14 protein-coding genes, 3 tRNA genes and 1 pseudogene are annotated in these 20,968 nt (G+C 64.4%); 6 read left to right on the top strand and 12 right to left on the bottom strand.

Annotated elements, in window-relative coordinates; all coding sequences use genetic code 11:
• The 4 genes and pseudogenes from AAHE99_RS24100 to AAHE99_RS24085 form a co-directional block, all read right to left on the bottom strand.
• Window positions 1–72: pseudogene (locus AAHE99_RS24100) on the bottom strand (GTP-binding protein); the annotation flags it as partial.
• Between the two features lie 68 nt (window positions 73–140).
• Window positions 141–215: transfer RNA gene (locus AAHE99_RS24095), tRNA-Thr, on the bottom strand.
• Window positions 216–237: 22 nt separating this feature from the next.
• Window positions 238–311: transfer RNA gene (locus AAHE99_RS24090), tRNA-Gly, on the bottom strand.
• 50 nt (window positions 312–361) lie between these two features.
• Window positions 362–447 (bottom strand) — tRNA-Tyr (locus tag AAHE99_RS24085).
• A 200-nt stretch (window positions 448–647) separates the two neighbouring features.
• On the opposite strand from AAHE99_RS24085, the gene AAHE99_RS24080 reads away from it, so the two are divergent.
• Entirely contained in the window at window positions 648–3,905 is a 3,258-nt protein-coding gene (locus tag AAHE99_RS24080; RefSeq protein ID WP_342120156.1) for an EAL domain-containing protein, read from the top strand.
• Here the strand turns inward: AAHE99_RS24080 and AAHE99_RS24075 are convergent.
• From AAHE99_RS24075 to AAHE99_RS24065, 3 genes are all read right to left on the bottom strand, one after another.
• Window positions 3,902–5,464, bottom strand: a complete 1,563-nt coding sequence (locus tag AAHE99_RS24075; RefSeq protein ID WP_342120154.1) for an HDOD domain-containing protein — start codon at window positions 5,462–5,464, stop codon at window positions 3,902–3,904. The genes AAHE99_RS24080 and AAHE99_RS24075 overlap by 4 nt on opposite strands.
• A gap of 24 nt (window positions 5,465–5,488) precedes the next feature.
• Window positions 5,489–7,141 carry a tetratricopeptide repeat protein gene (locus tag AAHE99_RS24070; protein WP_342120151.1) on the bottom strand — a complete coding sequence of 551 codons (1,653 nt, stop codon included), beginning with the start codon at window positions 7,139–7,141 and terminating at the stop codon, window positions 5,489–5,491.
• A gap of 103 nt (window positions 7,142–7,244) precedes the next feature.
• A complete protein-coding gene (locus tag AAHE99_RS24065; RefSeq protein ID WP_342120148.1) occupies window positions 7,245–8,822 on the bottom strand; it encodes a DUF3369 domain-containing protein in 1,578 nt (525 codons plus the stop codon).
• A 145-nt stretch (window positions 8,823–8,967) separates the two neighbouring features.
• Here AAHE99_RS24065 and AAHE99_RS24060 point away from each other — a divergent pair, with 145 nt between their 5' ends.
• Window positions 8,968–9,462 carry a chemotaxis protein CheW gene (locus tag AAHE99_RS24060; protein WP_342120145.1) on the top strand — a complete coding sequence of 165 codons (495 nt, stop codon included), beginning with the start codon at window positions 8,968–8,970 and terminating at the stop codon, window positions 9,460–9,462.
• Window positions 9,463–9,466: 4 nt separating this feature from the next.
• Here the strand turns inward: AAHE99_RS24060 and AAHE99_RS24055 are convergent, their stop codons facing one another.
• Together AAHE99_RS24055 and AAHE99_RS24050 are read right to left on the bottom strand one after the other, a co-directional pair.
• Window positions 9,467–10,417 (bottom strand): J domain-containing protein, encoded by a 951-nt coding sequence (locus tag AAHE99_RS24055; RefSeq protein WP_342120143.1) that lies wholly within the window; start codon window positions 10,415–10,417, stop codon window positions 9,467–9,469.
• A gap of 12 nt (window positions 10,418–10,429) precedes the next feature.
• A complete protein-coding gene (locus AAHE99_RS24050; protein WP_342120141.1) occupies window positions 10,430–11,602 on the bottom strand; it encodes a class I SAM-dependent methyltransferase in 1,173 nt (390 codons plus the stop codon).
• Window positions 11,603–11,655: 53 nt separating this feature from the next.
• Between AAHE99_RS24050 and AAHE99_RS24045 the strand changes: the two genes are divergently transcribed.
• From AAHE99_RS24045 to AAHE99_RS24030, 4 genes are all read left to right on the top strand, one after another.
• Complete coding sequence (locus tag AAHE99_RS24045) at window positions 11,656–12,423, top strand: SDR family oxidoreductase (RefSeq protein ID WP_342120139.1); 768 nt, start codon at window positions 11,656–11,658, stop codon at window positions 12,421–12,423.
• Between the two features lie 30 nt (window positions 12,424–12,453).
• Window positions 12,454–12,852: a dihydroneopterin aldolase gene (locus AAHE99_RS24040; protein WP_342120137.1), complete on the top strand. Its 399-nt coding sequence runs from the start codon at window positions 12,454–12,456 to the stop codon at window positions 12,850–12,852.
• Window positions 12,849–13,754, top strand: a complete 906-nt coding sequence (ttcA, locus tag AAHE99_RS24035) for a tRNA 2-thiocytidine(32) synthetase TtcA (RefSeq protein WP_342120135.1) — start codon at window positions 12,849–12,851, stop codon at window positions 13,752–13,754. Before AAHE99_RS24040 ends, ttcA begins: the two co-directional genes overlap by 4 nt.
• 124 nt (window positions 13,755–13,878) lie before the next feature.
• A complete protein-coding gene (locus AAHE99_RS24030) occupies window positions 13,879–15,042 on the top strand; it encodes a hypothetical protein (RefSeq protein WP_342120133.1) in 1,164 nt (387 codons plus the stop codon).
• On the opposite strand, the gene AAHE99_RS24025 is transcribed toward AAHE99_RS24030, so the two are convergent.
• The 3 genes from AAHE99_RS24025 to AAHE99_RS24015 are packed head-to-tail and all read right to left on the bottom strand — an operon-like array spanning window position 15,039 to window position 20,909.
• On the bottom strand, window positions 15,039–16,274 hold the full coding sequence (locus tag AAHE99_RS24025) for an AGE family epimerase/isomerase (protein ID WP_446728956.1): 1,236 nt from the start codon (window positions 16,272–16,274) through the stop codon (window positions 15,039–15,041). The genes AAHE99_RS24030 and AAHE99_RS24025 overlap by 4 nt on opposite strands.
• Window positions 16,264–18,570 (bottom strand): GH92 family glycosyl hydrolase, encoded by a 2,307-nt coding sequence (locus AAHE99_RS24020; RefSeq protein ID WP_342120130.1) that lies wholly within the window; start codon window positions 18,568–18,570, stop codon window positions 16,264–16,266. Before AAHE99_RS24020 ends, AAHE99_RS24025 begins: the two co-directional genes overlap by 11 nt.
• A complete protein-coding gene (locus AAHE99_RS24015) occupies window positions 18,570–20,909 on the bottom strand; it encodes a GH92 family glycosyl hydrolase (protein ID WP_342120127.1) in 2,340 nt (779 codons plus the stop codon). Before AAHE99_RS24015 ends, AAHE99_RS24020 begins: the two co-directional genes overlap by 1 nt.
• Window positions 20,910–20,968: the final 59 nt, after the last annotated feature.

Here is a 20,968-nt window from a genome sequence, read left to right as displayed (position 1 = left end):
ACCATGGTCAACGTGACCGATGGTGCCAACGTTCACGTGCGGCTTAGTCCGCTCGAACTTTTCTTTTGCCATTTTAGACTCCTAACAATGTTTGAGTTGCTGGGCACGCGCCCGACTATCAGATGGATACTGCAGAATTCTGGTGCCCTTGACGTGGATTGAACACGTGGCCTCTCCCTTACCAAGGGAGTGCTCTACCACTGAGCTACAAGGGCTTATTTTTACTACTGTGCTGCATGGAGCGGGTGAAGGGAATCGAACCCTCGTCTTAAGCTTGGAAGGCTTCAGCTCTACCATTGAGCTACACCCGCGAGGTTCCGACTACATTCGACTACAACTTCACTCAGCTTCCTGCAAGCTTTGGTGGAGGGGACTGGATTCGAACCAGTGTACTCATAAGAGGGCAGATTTACAGTCTGCTGCCTTTAACCACTCGGCCACCCCTCCGCGAAGGAACCGCAGAGTATGAAGCAACTTCTCAACACTGTCAATACTGTTATTTGCTTATTTCGCAAACGCTGCATGACCGTGCGCTTCGGGGCGAGATTGTAAGGGCTAGTCCTGCAAAAATGCAAGTGTTGTTTTTACGTTGCACGTTTTGCTTTAAAATCGGTCAACTTATCCCGCATACCCGGAGCCTTCTTTCCGTGACCCATCCCGCCTCCGGCTGGCAGCGTACGCTGGCCGCCAACCTGATCCTGCTGGCGGTCTACGCCATTGTTGGCCGCTTCTGTCTCTACCTGTCGCTGGCGCCTGGTTACGCCAGCCCGCTGTTCCTGCCGGCCGGCTTCGCGCTGGCTGCGGTGGTCACTTTCGGTCCGCGCCTGCTGCCCGGTGTCGCGATCGGCGCCCTGCTGATCAACTTCCTGCCTTTGCCAGGCGCGCCTAACCCGCTCGCGCTGCCGCCGCTGCCGCAGGGACTGGCCGCACTGGCCGCTGCCGCCGGTTCGGCACTGCAGGCCTGGCTGGGCATGCTGTACTTCCGCCGCGCGATCCGTCCGGAAATCGGCGCCGGCCGCGACGTGCTGCGCTTCCTGTTGCTGGCGGTGTTTGTGACCCTGGCCAGCAGCACGCTGTCGAACGGCGTCGCCGTCGCGGTGGGAGCGATCCCGCGCCATGGCTGGCTGACCAGCTGGCTGACCTGGTGGATTGGCGACGCCATCGGCGTGCTGCTGGCGGCGCCGCTGTGCTGGGTACTGATCGGCCAGCCCCGCAGCCTGTGGCAGCGCCGCCGCTTGCTGGTGGGCGTGCCGCAGCTATTGCTGGTGACGCTGTGCGTACTGCTCTACGTGCTGGTGGCGCGCTGGGAAACCCGCCAGCACCTGGAAGGTTTCCGCCTCAAGGCGCAGCAGGTGGGCGACTTGCTGCAAGCCCGCTTCAGCGAACACGAGCGCTATCTGCTGGCAATGGCGCGCGCCATCAACCGCTACGGGCGCGGCATGAATGCACAGGGCTTCGACAAGATTGCGCACGGCTATCTCGACCAGCGCCCCGAACTGCTGTCGATGGCCTGGCTGCGCCCGGTCAGCGCCGCCGAACGTCCGGAATTCGACGCCTGGGCGCGCGACAAGATCGATCCTGAGTTCAGCATTATTGCGCCCTCTTCCACGCCCGGCCACTCGCACAGCCATGCCCCGCACGGACATGCCACGCTGGCGCCCGGCGAGCATATGGTGACCCTGTTCATCGAACCGGCCTCGCGCCGTCATTACCAGGGCCTGGACTGGCTGGCCGAGCCGGTGCGCGCGCAAGCGGTGCGCGCGGCGCTGTCGGGCGGACGGCCGGTGGCCAGCGCGCCGGTCCTGCTGTCGCAGCCGGGCGAAGGCAGCGGCGTGGTGCTGCTGCAGGCGGTCGAGCCGGGCGATGGCCAGCCGGCCGTCGGCATGCTGATGCTGGCGATGCAGATCGATTCCTATGTGCGCGGCGCGCTGGCCGGCGCCGACTTCCCGCATATGCAGGCGCGCCTGGTGGATCGCGGCACGCCGGGCCCGACCACGCTGGTCGATGAGCTGTCGCGCGCCCCGGGCAGCGACGACTACTGGCGCAAGCTCAGCTTTGGCGGGCGCGAATACGAGCTGGTGCTGGAACCATCGCCGGCCTATATGGCGCAGCAGCATGGCTGGCAAAGCTGGCTGGTGCTGAGCGCAGGCCTGCTGCTGACTGGCCTGCTGGGGGCGCTGATGCTGCTGACCAGCGGCGAGCGGGCCCAGATCCAGCAGCAGGTCAAGGAATCCACGGCGCGCCTGCGCGAACGCGAAGCGCGCCTGCAAGCCATCCTCGACAAGGCGGCCGACGCCATCCTGACCATCGGCGCCGATGGTTTGCTGGTGTCGGCCAACGCGGCGGCCGGCCGCCTGTTCGGCTACGCGCCCGACGCGCTGGCCGGGGTGCCGCTGGCGCGCCTGCTGCCGGAAGCGGAGAGCGACAGCGCGGCCCGCCTGCTGCGCAATATCGCCAATGGCGACACGCACGAACACGAATCGAGCGGCCGCCGTTCGGATGGCAGCACGCTGCCGATCGCGATCTCGGTGAGCGAAGTCGAGCTACCGGACGGCAACATCTTCGTCGCCATCCTGCACGACCTGACCGAACAGCAGCGCGCCCAGGAACGCATCTACCGCCTGGCCCACCACGATCCGCTGACCGGGCTGGACAACCGTCTCTCGCTCAACCTGCGCCTGGACCAGTTGCTGGCGCAGACGCGCCGCTTGCAAGGCACGGCCGCGCTGATGTTCCTCGACCTCGACCACTTCAAGAAAATCAACGACACCCATGGCCACGCCACCGGCGACCAGCTGCTGGTGGCGGTGGCCGAACGCCTGCGCGAACTGCTGCGCGAGGTCGATACCATTGCACGCCTGGGCGGCGACGAATTCATCGTGGTGACGTGCGGCACGGTGACGCCGGCCGACGCGACCCATATCGCGATGCGCATCGTCAATGCGCTGGCCGAGCCGTTCCAGCTGGCGGGCAAGACCATCCACACCGGCACCAGCGTCGGCGTGGCGATGTTCCCGCAGGATGGCGGCGACAGCCCGACCCTGCTCAAGCATGCCGACACGGCGATGTATGCCGCCAAGAGCCACGGGCGCGGCAATTTCCAGTTCTTCTCGGCGGCCATGAATGCCGCGACGCATGAGCGGCTGTTGATGGAAAACCGGCTGTGGCAGGCGCTCGAGCGCAAGGAATTTGAGCTTTACCTGCAGCCGCAGGTGGAACTGGGCAGCCGGCGCGTGATCGGGGCTGAGGTGCTGCTGCGCTGGCACCATCCGGAGCTGGGCATGGTGGGGCCGGACCGCTTTATCCCGATTGCGGAAGAGTCGGGGCTGATCCTGCCGCTGGGCGAGTGGGTGCTGACGCAGGCAGTCAGCCTGCTGCAGCGCTGGAAAGGCCGCCAGCGCCTGGCCGTCAACCTGTCGGCGCGCCAGTGCCATGGCGGGGCCTTGCTGCCGCTACTGGACCGGCTGGTGGACGAAAGCGGGATCGATCCGGCGCTGCTGGAACTGGAGATTACCGAGTCGGCGGCGATGCAGGATCCGGAACGTTCGCGCCACCTGCTGCGCGAGCTGCGGGCGCGCGGCTTTACCGTGGCGATTGACGATTTCGGCACCGGGTATTCATCGCTCAGCTACCTGAAGCTGTTCGAGATCGACCGGATCAAGATCGACCGCGGCTTTGTGAAGGATATCGAGAGCGATCCGAACGATGCGGTGATCGTCACCGCCACCATTGGGCTGGCGCATTCCCTGGGCCTGGGCGTGGTGGCCGAGGGCGTGGAGACGGAGGCGCAGGTGGAGTTCCTGCGCAGCAAATACTGCAATGAAGCGCAGGGCTATCTGTTTGCGCGGCCGATGCCGGTGGCGGAGTTCGAGGCGCTGGCTGGGCGGCTGCCGGAACCGGTTTAAGGCGACAGCGCCGCCAGCACCTGCGCCTTCAGCGCCCGGATCAGCGAAGTCTCATCCGGCGGCACCCCTTCCGGCGCCGGCTGTGAGCGGTCCGCGTAGAACAAGCCCAGCTGCACGCCCTGCACCACCAGCGGCAGCACGATAAAACTGCGCGTATCCGGCAGCAAATCGAGGTGCCACTGCGGCAGCAGGTCGCGGATCTTGGGCGCACTCGCATCGGCGATCATCAGGTCCGCGTCGTTATCCAACGCCAGGTGGAACAAATCCTTCCCCTGCAGCGGGAACACAAAGCCCTCCTGGCGCGGCCCGCTCCGGTCCCCCAGCGAAATCCGGGCCCGGAACTGCCCCGCCTTGGTATCCTTCAAGCACACCGTCGCAAAGCGGAAGCCCATGCTGCGGTACAAGGTCTCCAGCACCTGCTGGATCAGCTCATTGACGCGCGCCTTGCCCTGCACCCGCATCTCGGTCAGTTCCTGCACGCCCGCCAGCAGCTGCTCGCGCGCGTCGTACGGTTTGCCGCTTGGATAAGCGCCCTCCTGCGCCCCGGCATCCAGGCTGGCCAGCGCCAGCACGCTGGGCAAGGTGCCCGCCGCGCCGGCACCGCCTGTCTCGGCGTAGGGATCGCCGGGCTCGCTGGCCACGCCGCCGCTGCTGCCATCCATTTGCATACTGTTGAGCAGCGCATCCATGCTGCTGCGCGCCCCGGTCAGCACCTTGGTGACCTGCTCGCGCTCCAGCCCCAGCGCATTGCCGAAACGCTGGTGCAGCATGCGCACATCGTCGGCACTGGCGCCGCCGGCCCGGGTCAGGGCGCGCGCCGCCTCCATGCCGAAGGTCACCACCTGGCGCACCCATTCGTTGCGGTCCGGCGGCGGGCGCAGCGTCCCGGCCGGCAGCGGCACCAGCGAACGCACGATCACATCCGGGATTTTCCATTCGCGCAGCACGGCCGCCGTCAGCGTGTCATACGTGCTGCCCAGGATCATCTGCGAGGCCTGCGCCTGCGAATGCTGGCCGGCCGCGATCAGCGCATTGATTTCACGGAATCGCTCATGCTCGCGCGAAGCGATCAGCAGCGGCCCCAGGTTCTTGAACAGCGCCCCGATGGCCGCCTCCTCCGCCTTCTGGTAAGGGCTGTAGCGCGCCAGTTCGCGCCCCACCAGGCTGGCGCACAGCGCCGCCTCCAGCTCGACCCGCACGCTCTGCGCATGCTTGCTGTTGGACAAGGTATCGACCAGCAGCATGGCCAGCGCCGTGGTCTTCACATTATCGAAACCCAGCAGCGAAATCGCGTGGGAAATGGTGGTCACCGGCGCGCCCGAGGCTTGCCGGTATTGCGGGGTATTCGCCAGGCGCAGGATTTTCTGGGTCAGTGCCACGTCTGACAGCACGTGGTAGGCCAGGCTTTGCGTGCCCTGGTCGTCGGAATCGGCCATCTGCACCACGCGCGCGATCGATACGCCGAGTGCAAACAAGCCCTCGTCATCGCTGCAAAGCTTTTTCAGCAGGTAGGCGCGGACCGGGCGGTCTTCTGGATTGGGGTTGGTGCTGGAGCTCATAGCCCATTGTAGCCCCAGCAGCTATCAGATCGCGACGCGCACTCCAGCTTCGCGCCGCGCCGCCGGGCGAATGTTGTATTTCTTCAATATATCCTGATGCAATCCTGCCAAGGCATTCAGCTTGTTGTTGGCCGGGTCCAGGCGCCGCACGGTGGCCACCAGCGCCAGCGCATGGCGGCCCAGGGCGTCGTCCCAGCCCTCGTTTTCCAGGCATTTCAGGATCGCCACCGCCGCATTGAAGGCCACCTGCGCATTGTCCGGCAGCTTGGCGACCGCTTCCAGCATCAGGTCGACCGCGCCGCGGAAGTCGCCGCGTTTTGCCAGCGCCGCGCCGGCCGCCACCATTTCGCCGACCTCGTTGCGGCTCTCGTCCGCCAGGCGCTGCGCCAGTTCGGCATGGCCGCTCTGCTCCATCATGCGCATGGCGCGCGCCATGGCGACCGGCGAAGCGGAGTTGCGCATCACGTCGCGCATGACCTCGGTGGCCTGCTCCTCCTTGCCCGCATCCAGGCAGGTGCGCGCCAGCTCCATCTTCATTTCATTGGACAAGCCGCTGGCGATGCGGGCGCCGTTGACGGCGTAATCGAGCGAAGCATTCATGCGCGCCGTGTTGCCGGTGAATTCATGCAGCGCGGCCGAGGCGATGGCGCTGCAGACGTCGGTATTGCGGGTGCCGGCCAGCGACTTGTCGAGGTCGCGGATCACGGCCGCTGCCGCCACCGGGTCGCCCTTCTTGACCAGGGTTTGCGCCAATTTGGCATGGTCTTCCGGCGTGCGGAATTCCGAATAGCGGGTCTTGCTGACCACCTGCTTCAGGGCCCGTTCGGCCGCCTCGATATCGCCCGCCTCCAGCGCCACCTCGCCCAGCCGGCGCAGGCGCCGCACCGCATGGGGCGACAGCTCCACCGCGCGGTTCAGCACGGCCTGGGCCGCCGCCAGGTCGCCATTGGCTTCATGGGTGCGCGCCAGCCAGTCGTAGGCGTCGAGGAAGCGGCTGTTTTTTCCCAACAAGTCTTCCAGCATGCCGCGCGCCTCGTCGTAGCGGCCACGCAGGTACAGGGTTTTGGCCTGGCCCAGGCGCGCCCAGTGGATGTGCCGGGACTCCCACAATGCAGCGTAAATCGGCTCCGCCAGCTCCGGCTCGCCGGTCTGGATATGCAGCTCCGCCCGCATGCGGCGGAATTCGGTGGCAAAACGCGGCTGCGCGGCTTCGCCGTCCTCGCAGGCTTCGATCGCGGCGCGCAAGTCACCCATGTCCACCAGCTGGTGGATCGGCACCAGGGCGTTGCGCCGGTCCTGGGCGCGCCAGATGCGCTCCAGCATGCAGTCGGCGGCAAAGGGCTTGAGGATGTAATCGTTGGGCATCAGCTCGGCGGCGCTGACGACTTTGCTGAACTGGCCTTCCCCCGTGACCATGAAAAACATGGTGCCGGCATTGATCAGGCGGTGATGGCGCAAGTCCTCCAGCATCTGCTGGCCATCCTGGCCGCCTTCCAGCGCGTACTCGCACAGGATCAGGTCGTAAGTCTTCGTTTCCAGGGCGCGGACCGCCTGGTTGGAGCTGGCTGCGTCTTCGATGCGGTCCAGCCCGCACAGGCTCAGCATATTATGCAAGCTGGCGCGCATGCTGGGATTGGGCTCGATGACCAGCGCTGTCAGGCCCTTCAATTCATTCATGGCATTCGGCGTGGGGCAAGGGCTGCCCCTATTCTAATGCGCGCCGTGAATTTGCGTGAGAATGAAGGGTGGCAGCGCGGCGCGGCTGCCACAGTTGGGCTTGTCAGGCCTGGCCCAGGCCGGGATTGCGTTCCACCACATCGATCAGGGCCGCCACCACTTCCGGATCGAACTGGCTGCCGGCACGGTCGCGGATATAGGTCATCACTTCCGGATACGGCCATGGTTCCTTGTAGGGGCGCTCGTGCAGCAGGGAGTCGAACACATCGACCACCGCCACGATGCGCGCCGACAGCGGGATGTTCTTGCCCTTGAGCTGGTTCGGGTAACCGCCGCCGTCCCAATGCTCATGGTGGCCGCCTGCAATTTCCGCGCCGTAAGTCAGGTAGCTGACGCCGTCGACCATATTGGCCGCCCGCTCCAGCACGCTGCGCCCGACTGCCGCATGGGTTTGCATCAAGGCCCGTTCCTCGTCGGTATGGGCGCCCGGTTTCAGCAGGATATGGTCCGGCGTCGCCACCTTGCCCACGTCGTGCAGGATGGATGCCAGGCCGATCATGTCCACCAGCTGCGGCGTCAGCTCGTCGTCGTAGATGCCGCGCTCCTTCATGCGCGCGGCAATGGCCGAGGACAGCTGCTGCACGCGGCGCACATGGCCGCCGGTGCAGCCGTCGCGGAATTCCGCCAGGTCGGCCAGCGCCACCACGGTGGCTTCCTGCGCCTTGCGCAGCTGGCCGAACATGTACAGGTTGTCGAATGCAGCGGCGATGCGCTCGCAGAACACTTCCAGCAGGTCGCGCTGGATCTGGGCCAGCGGCCACGGCGGCGTGACCGAGATCAGCACGTCGCGGTTTTCCTGCGTGTGGATGTACAGCACATTGGCCGGATGCTCGAACTGGCTTTTCTTTTCCTCGAAGGCTTTGCGGATGGTCGGCCACAGCGGGTGTCCGGGCGGCATCTGCTCGTTCTCCGCCAACGGCGCATAGCCGCCGGTCGCCGCCACCACGGTGGTGTCGCCGGTATCGACTTGCATCAGGCACAGCACGCCGTCCGCGCCAACGTCGAGGATGGCCGATACCTGGTTCAGCACGCCGGATGCGAACTCGCGCAGCGAATGGATCTGGTACAGGTTGGTGGCGCCGGCCAGGATCTTGCCCAGGCCGATGCGCGAGCGCTCCAGCATGTTCAGGCTCTCGTACGCGCGCAGCGCCGAGATCACGGTGGTGAACAGCTTTTGCGTAGTGAGTTCGGTCTTGGCCTTGTAGTCGTTGATATCGTATTCGATGATCACGCGCTGTTCCGGCGCCTGTCCCGGCTGACCGGTCCGCAGCACCACGCGCACGATGGAGTTGTGCAGCTCTTCGCGGATACGGCGCGCCAACAGCAGGCCGGCATCGTCGGTTTCCATCACGACGTCCAGCAGCACCAGGGCGATGTCGGGCGTATCGCGCAGGATTTCAAAAGCCTCACGGCCGCTATAGGCCGAGTACAATTCCAGCTCACGTCCCTTGAAGCTGACGTTGCGCAGCGCCAGGCGGGTCACCGCATGCACGTCCTGGTCGTCGTCCACAATCAGCACGCGCCACAAGCGCTGTTCAGGGGAGCCCGCCGATGGCGGTTGCTTATCTTCTTCGTCTTCTTCCAGCAACCAGTTGTCATCGACGGCGTGTGGATCCGCCATGAAATCTCCTTGATCTAAATAGACTAATCTTTACATCCAGCATAATCAGATTTGACTTACGTAGCAATTAAAACTTGCCTACTCGTAAATCGCTTTACTCTCTGATACGCTTTGACAACACCGACCTTTGCTAAAGGAAAAGACCATGCAAGTAAGCACTGCGCAAGAAGACGCTAGCCAAGGCAAGGAATTCCTCGCATTCAAGCTGGGCGCCGAAGAGTACGGAATTGACATACTGAAAGTGCAGGAAATCCGCGGCTACGAAGCGGTGACCCGCATCGCCAATGCTCCCGAGTTTATCAAGGGTGTGATCAACCTGCGCGGCATCATCATTCCGGTGGTGGACATGCGCATCAAGTTCAAGCTGGGCGAGCCGGTGTATGACCAGTTCACGGTGGTGATCATCCTGAACATCAACGGGCGCGTGGTGGGGATGGTGGTTGATTCGGTGTCGGATGTGACGACGCTGATGCCGGAGCAGATCAAGCCGGCGCCGGACATGGGCACGGCCTTCAGCTCCGAATACATGATCGGGCTCGGCACGATCGATGAGCGCATGCTGATCCTGGTGGACATCTACCGCCTGATGTCCAGCCCGGACATGGGATTGAGCGAGTCGCTGGCTGCCGGGGCTGGATAAAAGTCTAACCGCCTTTGCTTCGCGCGCAGCCGTTCTGGCCGGCGAAGTTCAGGTTCTGGTAGCGGATCTCATATTTGCCGTTCGACAGCTGGTCGACCACCAGCTTGTCGTGCGGCTGCACGTAGGCATAGCGCACGTTTGAGCGGCGCTCCAGGTCATACACCTTGATGAACACCGGCGCGGCGTTGGAGCTGTTATCCAGCGTCAGCTGCATGTCCTCGCCCTTGTTGGCGACCGGGAAGCCTTCCACATAACCCGACTGGTTTGGCCATGGTTCGCCATTGGGCGCGACCGGCGGCGCCACATCGGCCTCGCAATCGACAGCGGCGCTTGGCAGCACCACCTGCGACAGGGCCAGCACCTTGATCGGCGGCGGCACGTTGGCAGCGCTCGGTTCAGGCGAATACGGTTTGGCGACGGCCCAGCCATCGTCCGGGGTGACTTTTTCCACACGCGGAGGGTGGATCTTCGGGGTGGCGGCAGCGGTCGCCGTCAGTTCGGCGGGCGGCTTGCCGCCCCAGGCGCCGGCCAGCACGCTGGACACGGCACGCGGCTCGGTAATCGTCAGCACGCCGCCCAGCCAGCCGGCCGCGGCGGCGCCGCCGACCGTGCCCCAGAAACGCCAGGATGTCAGCACCCGGCGCCGGCGCGGCACGTCGAGCTGGTCGGACCAGCCCGGCTCGGCATGCGCCGGCTCATGCTTGGTGCTTTCCAGCCATTCGATTTCCCATTCTTCCTGGGTGATCCACTCATCGTGCTCCTTGCGCCGCTGCGGATCGGACAAAGTGCCATAGGCCGTGTTGACGATCGCCATGATGCGGGCCGCCTTTTCATCCCCCGGATTCTTGTCAGGATGATATTTTTGGCTCAGGGCCTTGTAAGCAGCACGTATGACTTCCTGCGGCGCTCCACGCGCCACTTTCAGGTTGTCATAGTGAGTATGTATCTTTCCCATCTCTCAATCATATTACAAACGGTGGCTGCGGTCGCTAGCCAGTAATTGCTGGGGCAGCTCGATGCCATGGCCAATCACCAGGACTTTGAACAATTCTCCCATTTCGGCGGGAGAAAGCAATTTCTGCAGTGCGCTAGCGTGCGGCAGGTAGTTGAGGGCGTCGGCCGGGTCGAAACGCTGCATCAATTCGCCGATGCCGGCGCCGATCAGGAAGCCGGCCTGGCTGTTGTAGGCCAGCACGTCGGCACCCGCGTCCTGCGCCGCCAGCGCCATGGCGGTGAAGTCGACGTGGGCCGTGATGTCCTGCAGGCCGGGCAGGTAGAACGGTTCGGGGTGGGCGTGGTGGCGGTAGTGGCACATCAGGGTGCCGGTGGCACGGTCGCCCAGGTAGTACTCGCGCGCCGGAAAGCCGTAGTCGAACAGGAAGGCGGCGCCCTTGCCTTTGGCCAGCATGGCGGCCAGGGTGGCCATGAAGCCGCAGCCGGCGCCGTGCACCTCGGTCACGTAGCCGACCGGCAGCTGCTCGGGCACCGGGATCTGGCGCCCGATCTGGGCGGCCAGGGCCGAGCCGGCGGCGGCGGGGCCGGCCGGCAGCCAGGCGAAATGCGCGCCGCCCGCGCCGTCCTCTGCGGCGGCTACGTCCAGCGATTCCCAGCCGGCCTCGGTGCGCGTCACCACGTCCACCGGCATCGCATCCAGCACCTCATTGCCGAACACCGCCCCTTCGAACGATTCCGGCAGCGCATCCAGCCAGCGCACTTGCGGGAAGCCGCGCAGCAGTTCCTGCTGGCGCGCGCGCAGCTCGCCGGACAGTTCGACGATGGAATAGCTTTCGACTGTCACGCCGGCGGCGGCCAGTTCGGTCAGGATATCCTTGGCCAGCTTGCCGGTGCCCGCCCCGAATTCGAGGATGTGCGGGGCGCTTTGGTCCATAATAGCGGCTGCGACGTGCGCCAGCGTTTGCCCGAACAGGGCGCTCAGCTCGGGCGCAGTTGTAAAATCGCCATCCTTGCCCAGCTTGGCGGCGCCGCCGCTGTAATAACCCAGGCCCGGCGCGTACAGCGCCAGTTCCATGAAGCGGGAGAACGGGATGGCGCCCCCTTGCCGGATAATTTCATCGGCGATCAGGCGCTGCAGGGCTTGGGACGCGGCCAGCGCGTCGGGAGAAGGTGCTGGTAAAGACATGCCGGCATTGTAGCGGTTCAGCGCCGCCCGGCGCTATTTTGCTCACTTTGACTATGACTGACACAACTTCACGCGTAGCACTGGTCACCGGCGCCGGCCGCCGCCTGGGGCGCGAGATCGCCCTCGGCCTGGCGCGCGCCGGCTGGGACATCGCGGTCCACTACCGCAACTCGCACGACGAAGCGCGCACTGTGGCGCAGGAGATTGCCGCGCTGGGCCGACGCGCCGTCACGCTGCAATGCGAGCTGGCCGATGAGGAGGCCGTGGGCGGCCTGCTGCCGGCAGCGCTGGCAGCACTGGGGCGCATCGACTGCGTGGTCAATAACGCTTCGCTGTTCGACTACGACACCGACCTGAATTTCAGCCACGCCCGCCTGGACGCACATATGCACGCCAATGTGGCGGCGCCGATCCAGCTGGCGCGCGCCCTATATGACGCCACGCCGGAAGGCGGCCAGGCCGTGGTTGTGAACTTGCTGGACCAGAAGCTTTATAATCTCAACCCTGATTTCCTGTCCTATACCCTGTCCAAGGCGGCGCTGCAGGCCGCCAACACGATGCTGGCGCAGTCGCTGGCGCCGCGCGTCCGGGTGGTAGGCGTGGCGCCCGGCATCACCATGGTGTCCGGCGACCAGAGCGAGGAAGGCTTCGCCAAGGCGCATACCCAGACGCCGCTGGGCCGTTCCAGTACTCCCGAGGACATTGCCGACGCCGTGGTGTATGCGGCCGGTGCGCGTGCGGTGACCGGCACTACCCTGCTGGTTGATGGCGGCCAGCATTTGCTGCCGTCGCCGCGCGATGTGATGTTCCTGGCCAAATAAATATTTTTGAAATTTTGAAAGAATAGCACCATGCTGTCCGCCCTGATTCACCCGCAACTGCAAGACTGCCGCCGGCTGTTCCTGCGCAACTATGAAGTGCTGATCAACATCGGCGTGCACGATTTCGAGAAGAAAGGCGAGCAGCGCGTCCTGATCAATGTCGACCTGTACATTCCGCTGGCCGATTCGACCCCGAAAGCCGACGAGCTGCACGAAGTGGTCGACTACGACTTCATGCGCGAGACCATCGCGCGCCGCATGGCGGAAGGCCACGTGCACCTGCAGGAAACCCTGGTGGACGATGTGGTGCAGGCCATGCTGGCCCACCCGAAGGTGCGCGCAGCACGCGTGTCGACCATGAAGCCTGACGTGTATCCGGATTGCGAAGGCGTGGGCGTGGAAGTATTCAAGATCAAGGAAGCAGCATGAACGCCGTTGTAGACACCAAGGCCGAAGACAAGATCGCCTACGAGAACAACAAGCTGCACAAGCGCCTGTGCCGCCTGGTGGGCCAGGCTATCGGCGACTTCAACATGATCGAAGACGGCGACAAGGTGATGGTGTGCCTGTCCGGCGGCAAGGACTCGTACGCCCTGCTGGATATCCTGATGACGCTGCGCGAACGCGCGCCGATCAACTTCGAGATCGTGGCCGTCAACCTGGACCAGAAGCAGCCCAACTTCCCGGCCGACGTGCTGCCGGCCTACCTGGAAAAACTGGGCGTGCCGTTCCACATCGAGAACCAGGACACCTACTCGATCGTCAAGCGCCTGATCCCGGAAGGGAAAACCACCTGCTCCCTGTGCTCGCGCCTGCGCCGTGGCATCCTGTACCGCGTGGCCGATGAACTGGGCTGCAACAAGATCGCCCTGGGCCACCACCGCGACGACATCCTCGAGACCTTCTTCCTGAACATGTTCTTCGGCGGGAAGATCAAGGGCATGCCGGCCAAACTGGTGTCGGACGATGGCAAGCATATGGTGATCCGCCCGCTGGCCTATGTGAAGGAAGAAGACACCGAGCGCTATGCGGCAGTGAAGAACTTCCCGATCATCCCGTGCGACCTGTGCGGCTCGCAGGAAAACCTGCAGCGCAAGCAGATCAAGGCCATGCTGCGCGACTGGGAGAAGAAGCACCCGGGCCGCGTGGAGAACACCTTCTCCGCCCTGTCCACCGTGGTGCCATCGCACCTGATGGACCGCGACCTGTTCGGCTTCGTTGACCTGAAGACCGACGGCATCGCCAACCCACTGGGCGACATCGCCTTCGACGAAGAGCCCTGCTCCACCCCAGCCTCCATGCCGGGCGTGATTCCGCTGCAGCCGGAATAAGCATCAAACGGACGCGGCGCAAATCGCATTTGCGCCGCACGTCCCGACATATTATTTAATTCGCAACACACTGCCTCTACCGGGGTAGAATTATTTCCTTCCAATTATCGAAGGGAGTTCCCCAATGCGTCGTCCAATTGGCTTATGCATCGCTGCGCTAATGCCATTCATCGCGATCACCGCGCATGCGGCCGAGCCGTCTGGCGCGATGGCTTCGATTGAGGTGCGTCATGTGGCGCCGGAGACCTGGCGGGTGGAGTACCGCTTCCCTAAAGCGGTAAAGGAGATCCGGCTGGATGCGGTGGGCGATTTCAGGCAGAAGGCATGGAGGGTGCGTTCGCCGGGGCTGAAGCTGGCGGCCGGGGAGAAGGTCGATGTGATTTCGGCGGGCGGCAAACCGTTCAAGGCGGCCAGCATCGAGATCACGCGCTACGACGGGCGGCCGGAGAAGAACTATGCGCCATTCAACCGCTTCAGCGATGGCGGTACGGCGATGTATCTTGGGCACTTGCAGGGCGAAGCCATGCGCGCCGATATCCGGCTGGCGGGCCTGCAGCAAGAGAACGTGATTGCGCCGCCGCAGAACCGGCAGAAGCCAGGCGGTGAGCGCGGCTATGCCTACTTCGGCCCGGCGCAGGCGGTGCAGGCGGACGCAGTGCAAGTCCTGGTCGATCCGAAGACGCCTGACTGGGCACGCGAGACGCTGCTGGATGCGGGCGCAAAAGTGGCGCAGTACTACGAGAAAGCTTACCAGCGGCCGTTGCAGGAGAAACTGTTCATCACCGTGTCGATCGGCGGCTTCGAAGGTCCAGGCATTTCAATGAATGGCGGCGCGGTGCTGGGGCAGCTGGCTTACCACTTCTCCGGCGCGCAAATGATCGGCGACCATCCGAAGAAGCGCGAGATGCTGGCGCGCCTGGTGGCGCATGAGATGGCGCACATCTGGCAGATGAGCACCACGCGCGGCGGCGTCGGCGAGAGCGACCCGTGGATTCACGAGGGCGGTGCTGAAGCCATGGCGCTCGATGCGGTGGCGCAAACCGGCATCGCGAGTGCGGAGTCGGTGGCAGCCTACCGCGCAGCGCAGACTGCAACCTGCGACAAGCTGGGCGACAAGGTCGATTCCTATGCCGGCATCTACGCCTGCGGCCTGGCGCGCTTCGAACGGCTCGGCGTCGGCATCGTGCCGCTGTGGCGCGCGATGATGGCGGCCACCGAAGCGACGGGCGACACCTACTCCGAGCAGATGATCAGGAATATCGCCGCCGGCACAGGCAGCGGCGGTTAAGCCCCGCTGCGCAGCATGCGCAGGATGTCGTAACAGGCGCCCATGGTGTGGTAATCCACCTTGCCGGCCGGGCTCTTCTCGTCGGAGTACTTGCGGTTGTCGGCGGTGAGGATGCGGTACCAGGCGCCGTATTTATGGTCGACGAAGTGTGTCCAGCAATAGCGCCATAGCTCCTGGTACAACTCGCTGTACTGCGCGTCGCCGGTGCGCTCGGCCAGCATGGCGGCGGCGGCCAGGGTTTCGGCCTGCACCCAGAAGTATTTGTCGGCATCGCAGATCGCGCCGTCCGGGGCGAACCCGTAGTGGATACCGCCATTCTCAACATCCCAGGCGCGCTCCACCGCCAGCGTGAACAGCTTTTCGGCGGCGGGCAGCAGCCAGCTGCTGCTGCGCTGCAAAGGTGCGCCCTGGCGCCCCATCTGCTCCAGTTGCAGCAGCAGCTTGGACCACTCGGTGAAGTGGCCGGGCTGGTAGCCCCAGGGACGGAACAGGTTTGCCTTGTCGTGCAGGTTGAATTCCCAGTCCACCGACCAGTCGCTGCGATAGTGCTCCCACACCATGCCATTGGCGCGTTCCGCCTGGCGCTGCGTGATGTTCCACGACAGCTCCTCGGCACGCCGAAGGAAGCGCGCGTCGCGCGTGGCCTGGTAGGCGGCCAGCATCGCCTCGCAGGCATGCATATTGGCGTTCTGGCCGCGATACGCGTCAAGTTCGCTCCAGTCGGCGCTGGCCTGGTCGGCGTACAGCCCGTGCTGCGGCTCCCAGAAACGCTGCTCCATCAGCTCGAAGGTTTCGTCGATATAGGCGCGTGCATCGCCCAGGCCCGCCATCAGCGCGTGCGAATAGGCCAGCAGCACAAAGGCCAGGCCATAGCAGTGATTGGCGCCGTCGAGCACCTTGGCCTCGCCATCGCGCCACTCCAGCAGCCAGGCATAGCCGCCGGTGCCGGGATTGCGATGCGCATTGCGCAGGAAGTCGACGCCGTGGCGTACCTGATGGATGTAAGCCGGGTGGCCGTGGCGCGCGGCCATGGCGTAGGTGAAGACGAAGCGCGTGCTCGACACCAGGTGCCGCGTGGCCGTGTCGTACACCGTGCCGTCATCCTTGAAGAAGTGGTAAAAGCCGCCACTCGGATCGATGCAGCGCGGATGGTAAAAACCCATCGTGTGCGCGATGTGGCGCTCCAGCGTAGCGGGCTCGAAGAAATCCGGGTAGTGCATCTTACTTGCCATCGCGCGAGAAGGAATACGGTGCATCGGCCGGGGCAATGCCGCGCTTCTCGTTTGGCGTGGCAGACATCTCGACGTCGAAGGTAGCCCCGCGCAGCAGTTCGTCGTGTCCCAGCCAGTTGCGTTCGAGCGCCTTGCCGTTCAGGCGTGCGGCGCGGATGTAACGCTTGTCGGCGCCATTGCCCGGCGCGTTGATGCGCACCTGCTTGCCGTTCTCCAGGTGCAGCGTGGCGCGCTGGAACAGCGGCGCACCCACCACGTACTGGCCGACCGCCGGCGTGACCGGGTAGAAGCCCAGCGCGGAGAACACATACCAGGCCGAGGTCTGGCCGTTATCCTCGTCGCCGCAATAGCCGTCCGGCGTCGGCATGTACATGCGGTTCAGCGTTTCGCGGATCCAGTACTGCGACTTCCACGGCGCACCGGCGTAGTTGTACAGGTAGAGCATGTGCTGGATCGGCTGGTTGCCGTGCGCATACTGGCCCATATTCGCCACCTGCATCTCGCGGATCTCGTGGATCACCGAGCCGTAATAGCTTTCGTCGAACGACGGCGGCAGGGTCATGACCGTATCCAGCTTGTTGACGAAGGCGGCGCGGCCGCCCATCAGCTTGACCAGGCCGTCGATGTCGTGGAACACCGACCAGCTGTAATGCCAGCTATTGCCTTCAGTGAAGGCATCGCCCCACTTAAGTGGATTGAACGGCGACTGGAAGCTGCCATCCTGGTTGCGGCCGCGCATCAGGCCGGTCTCCGGGTCGAACAGCTTCTGGTAGTTCATGGCGCGCTTGGCGTAGATGCCGATTTCCGATTCCGGCTTGCCGAGCGCCTTGCCCAGCTGGTAGATCGCGAAGTCGTCGTAGGCGTATTCCAGCGTGCGCGCGGCGTTCTCGTTGATCTTGACGTCGTAAGGCACGTAGCCAAGCTCGTTGTAGTACTTGACGCCCTTGCGGCCGACGGCGCTCATCGGGCCTTCGTTGTTGGCGCCGTTCTTCAGCGCGGCCCACAGGGTCTCGATATCGGCGCTGCTGCGCGAGCCTTTGATCCAGGCGTCGGCCACCACCGAGGCGGAGTTATTGCCGACCATGATGTCGGCATAGCCGGGGCTCGACCACTCGGGCAGCCAGCCGCCTTCGCGGTAGGCGTTGGCCAGGCCGGCCTGCATCTCGCGGTTGACCGATGGGTAGAGCAGGTTCAGGAACGGGTACAGGGCGCGGAAGGTGTCCCAGAAGCCGGTGCCGGCATACAGGTAGCCGGGCAGCACCTTGCCGTTGTAGGGGCTCCAGTGCACCGGCTTGCCGGCGGCATCGAGCTCGTACATCTTGTTCGGGAACTGCACCATGCGGTACAGGCTGGAATAGAAGGTGCGCATCTGGTCGATGCTGCCGCCCTCCACTTCCACCTTGGACAGCACCTGGTTCCAGGCCGCCTTGGCGCGGGCGCGGGTAGTGTCGAAATCGTCGCTGGCCAGCTCGCGCTGCAGGTTCAACTCGGCCTGTTCGGGGCTGATGAAGGACGAGGCGACCCTCATATGCACCTTCTCGCCGCGCGCGGTCTTGAAGCCGACGATGGCGCCGCTATGCTGGCTTTCCATCTCCAGCGCGCCGGCCACCAGCTCCTTGCCGCGCCATACGTCGGTCGAGGTGAACGGCTTGTCGAACACCATCACGAAGTAGTTGCGGAAGTTGGCCGGCAGCGGGCCGCGCGCGTAGCGCGTGCTGTAGCCGATCACCTTGCGCTGCTCGGGGATGATCTTGATGTAGGAGCCTTTGTCGAAGGCGTCCACCACGATGTAGCTCTGTTCCGACTGCGGGAAGGTAAAGCGGAACTGCGCGGCGCGTTCGGTCGGTGTGATTTCGGCGGTGACATTGGCGTCCGCCAGGTAAACGCTGTAGTAGTAAGGCTTGGAGGTTTCCGCCTTGTGCGAGAACCAGCTGGCGCGTTCATCTTCGCTGAAGCGCTTGGCGCCCACCACCGGCATCACGGCGAACTGGCCGTAGTCGTTCATCCATGGCGAGGGCTGGTGCGTCTGCTTCAGGCCGCGCATCTTGTCGGCGTCGTACTGGTAGGTCCAGCCGTTGCCCATCTTGCCGGTCTGCGGGGTCCACATATTCATGGCCCATGGCACCGTGATCGCCGGGTAGGTATTCCCGTTCGACATTTCAGGCTTGCTGGCGGTGCCCATCAGGGGATTGACCCACTCGACCGGGTCGCTGATCTTGCCGACGAATTGCGCCGATGCCAGCGGCGCGACGGCGGCCAGGGCGAGCGCGGTGAAGGTAGCGCGGATGATGCTCATTATTTGTACTCCGTCTGGCTGTATGGACGGGCGCTGCGTTCGCGGCCCCACTCTTTGTTTGGCGTGGCCTGCATGCGGAACAGCAGCTCGCCGCCAGCCATGATGTCTTCGTGGCGCAGGAAGCTGCGTGCCAGCGGTTTGCCGTTCAGCGCGACGCTGCCGACAAAGCCGTTGGCGGCCGACAGGCCTTCGGCGCGGATGGTGAAGCGTTTGCCGTTCGGCAGATTCAGCACGGCCTTATCGACGAAGGGGCGGCCGATCACGTACTCGTTGCTGCCGGGCGCCACCGGGTAGAAGCCCAGCGCGGTAAAGGTCAGCCAGGCCGACATCTGTCCCAGATCGTCATTGCCCGCCAGGCCGTCCGGCTTGTTGTGGTACTGGCTGGCGACGATCTGGCCCAGGCGCGCCTGGGTCTTCCACGGTGCGCCGGCATAGTTGTACAGGTAGGCCACGTGGTGCGATGGCTCGTTGCCGTGGGCGTAGTGGCCGATCAGGCCGGAGATGTCCTCCATATGGGCATACACGTTGTCTTCCACCTTGGCGTCGAACACCTGGTCGATCTTGTCGGCCATGCCGGCGTCGCCGCCCAGCATGGACACCAGGCCGGCGTTATCGTGCGGCATATACCAGGAGTACTGCCAGGCGCTGCCCTCGGTGTAGTCGCTGCCGAAGTTGGATTGCACCGGGTTGAACGGCTCGCGGAATTCGCCGCTGGTCTTACGGGCGCGGATAAAGCCGGTCCTGGTGTCGAATACGTTGCGGTAGTTCTGGGCGCGCTTGAAGTAGCGCGCGGCGATGTCCTTCTTGCCCATCTTTTCGGCCATGCGCGCGATGGTCCAGTCATCAAAGGCGTATTCCACGGTCTTCGACGCCGCTTCCGGCTCCAGGTCGATCGGCACATAGCCCAGCTTCATATAGTGTTCCAGGCCGCCGTAAGGGCCGTATTCGGCGCTGGCGGTCATGGCGGCCAGCGCTTCCTCGGCGTTGATGCCCTTGATGCCTTTCATATAGGCGTCGGCGATTACTGGCACCGCGTGGTAGCCGATCATGCACCAGGTTTCCAGGCCGTGGAAAGCCCATACCGGCAGGATGCCGTGCGGGCTATGCTGGCGCGAGGCCACCAGCGAATTGACGAAGTCGGCGTTGCGCTGCTCCGGCTGCACCAGCGTCAGCAAAGGATGCAGGGCGCGGTAGGTGTCCCACAGCGAGAAGGTGGAGTGGTAGCGGAAGTTCTTGGCCTGGTGCACCTGGTTGTCCGGGCCGCGGTACTTGCCGTCGCGGTCCATGAACAGGCTTGGCGCCAGCATGGCGTGGTACAGGCTTGTATACACCATGGTGCGCATATCGGCCGGTGCCTCAATCGCCACGGCGGACAAGGCGTCGTTCCAGGCGGTGCCGGCGCGCTGGCGTTCGGCGTCGAAGTCCCAGCCCGGCATTTCTTCCAGGTTGGCCAGGGCGCCGTCTTCGCTGACGCCGGACAGCGCCACCTTCACCAGCAGGGTGCCGTCATCCGGCGTACCGAAATCGAGGGCGCCAACCAGGGCCTTGCCTTCCAGGTGGATCTTGTCGGCCGCACTCTTGCCGGGGCCGGCAAAACCTTTGTACTCGACGCCGTCTTCGCGGTTCAGCAAGGTGCGGCCGACGATCGGGCGCGAGAACTTCATCGCGAAGTAGACCGGGCGGCCGGGCGCCCAGCCGCGCGTGATGCGCATGCCGGTGATGGTGCTTTTGTCGCGCACGCGCAGCGAGGACCACAGGTTCTTGTTCGAGTAATCGTAAATGCTCTGGCGCAGGTCGAGGATCACCTTGGCGCTGGCGCCCTTGGCGTAGCGGTAGCGGTGCAGGCCGACACGCTCGCTGGCGGTCAGTTCGACATCGACTTCGTGGTCCTGCAGCTTGACCGCGTAGTAGCCCGGCTCCGCGCGCTCGTCGGCGTGGCTGAAGCGCGAGCGGTAGCCGCTGAAGGGGCGCTCAGGATAGCCCGGTTCCAGCTTGGTCTCGCCGCTGTACGGCATGAGCAGGATGTCGCCCAGGTCCGAGTGGCCGCTGCCGGAGAAATGGGTATGGGAGAAGCCGAGGATGGAGTTGTCCTCGTAGCGGTAGCCGGCCGCCCATGGGTAGCTTTGGCGGAAGTGGCGCACCTGGGTATCCGGGCTTAACTGCACCATGCCGAAGGGGCGGCTGGCGCCGGGGAAGGTGTGGCCATCGCCACCGGTGCCGATAAACACGTTGACGGCGGCGGCCGGACTGCCCGGTGCGGCCGCCTGCGCGGCGCCGCCCGATGCGGCCAGCAATGCGGCGGAAGCAGCACACAGCGCCACGAAAGGTCGAATACCCATGGTGTCTCCTTTTATAGTGCTGCTTTTATAGCGCTACTGCATTTTCCCCCGCAATCAAA

Origin of the sequence: Pseudoduganella sp. OTU4001, assembly GCF_038440195.1 — a bacterium.
Lineage (GTDB): Bacteria > Pseudomonadota > Gammaproteobacteria > Burkholderiales > Burkholderiaceae_D > Rugamonas.
The sequence above is the reverse complement of the archived record's forward strand: the minus strand, read 5'-3'. Positions and strand labels throughout refer to the sequence as shown.

Coding starts and splice junctions, on each gene's coding strand:
- AAHE99_RS24075 (WP_342120154.1), bottom strand. CDS start 5,464: ATGAGCTCCAGCACCAACCCCAATCCAGAAGACCGCCCGGTCCGCGCC.
- AAHE99_RS24070 (WP_342120151.1), bottom strand. CDS start 7,141: ATGAATGAATTGAAGGGCCTGACAGCGCTGGTCATCGAGCCCAATCCC.
- AAHE99_RS24065 (WP_342120148.1), bottom strand. CDS start 8,822: ATGGCGGATCCACACGCCGTCGATGACAACTGGTTGCTGGAAGAAGAC.
- AAHE99_RS24060 (WP_342120145.1), top strand. CDS start 8,968: ATGCAAGTAAGCACTGCGCAAGAAGACGCTAGCCAAGGCAAGGAATTC.
- AAHE99_RS24055 (WP_342120143.1), bottom strand. CDS start 10,417: ATGGGAAAGATACATACTCACTATGACAACCTGAAAGTGGCGCGTGGA.
- AAHE99_RS24050 (WP_342120141.1), bottom strand. CDS start 11,602: ATGTCTTTACCAGCACCTTCTCCCGACGCGCTGGCCGCGTCCCAAGCC.
- AAHE99_RS24045 (WP_342120139.1), top strand. CDS start 11,656: ATGACTGACACAACTTCACGCGTAGCACTGGTCACCGGCGCCGGCCGC.
- AAHE99_RS24040 (WP_342120137.1), top strand. CDS start 12,454: ATGCTGTCCGCCCTGATTCACCCGCAACTGCAAGACTGCCGCCGGCTG.
- ttcA (WP_342120135.1), top strand. CDS start 12,849: ATGAACGCCGTTGTAGACACCAAGGCCGAAGACAAGATCGCCTACGAG.
- AAHE99_RS24030 (WP_342120133.1), top strand. CDS start 13,879: ATGCGTCGTCCAATTGGCTTATGCATCGCTGCGCTAATGCCATTCATC.
- AAHE99_RS24025 (WP_446728956.1), bottom strand. CDS start 16,274: ATGGCAAGTAAGATGCACTACCCGGATTTCTTCGAGCCCGCTACGCTG.
- AAHE99_RS24020 (WP_342120130.1), bottom strand. CDS start 18,570: ATGAGCATCATCCGCGCTACCTTCACCGCGCTCGCCCTGGCCGCCGTC.
- AAHE99_RS24015 (WP_342120127.1), bottom strand. CDS start 20,909: ATGGGTATTCGACCTTTCGTGGCGCTGTGTGCTGCTTCCGCCGCATTG.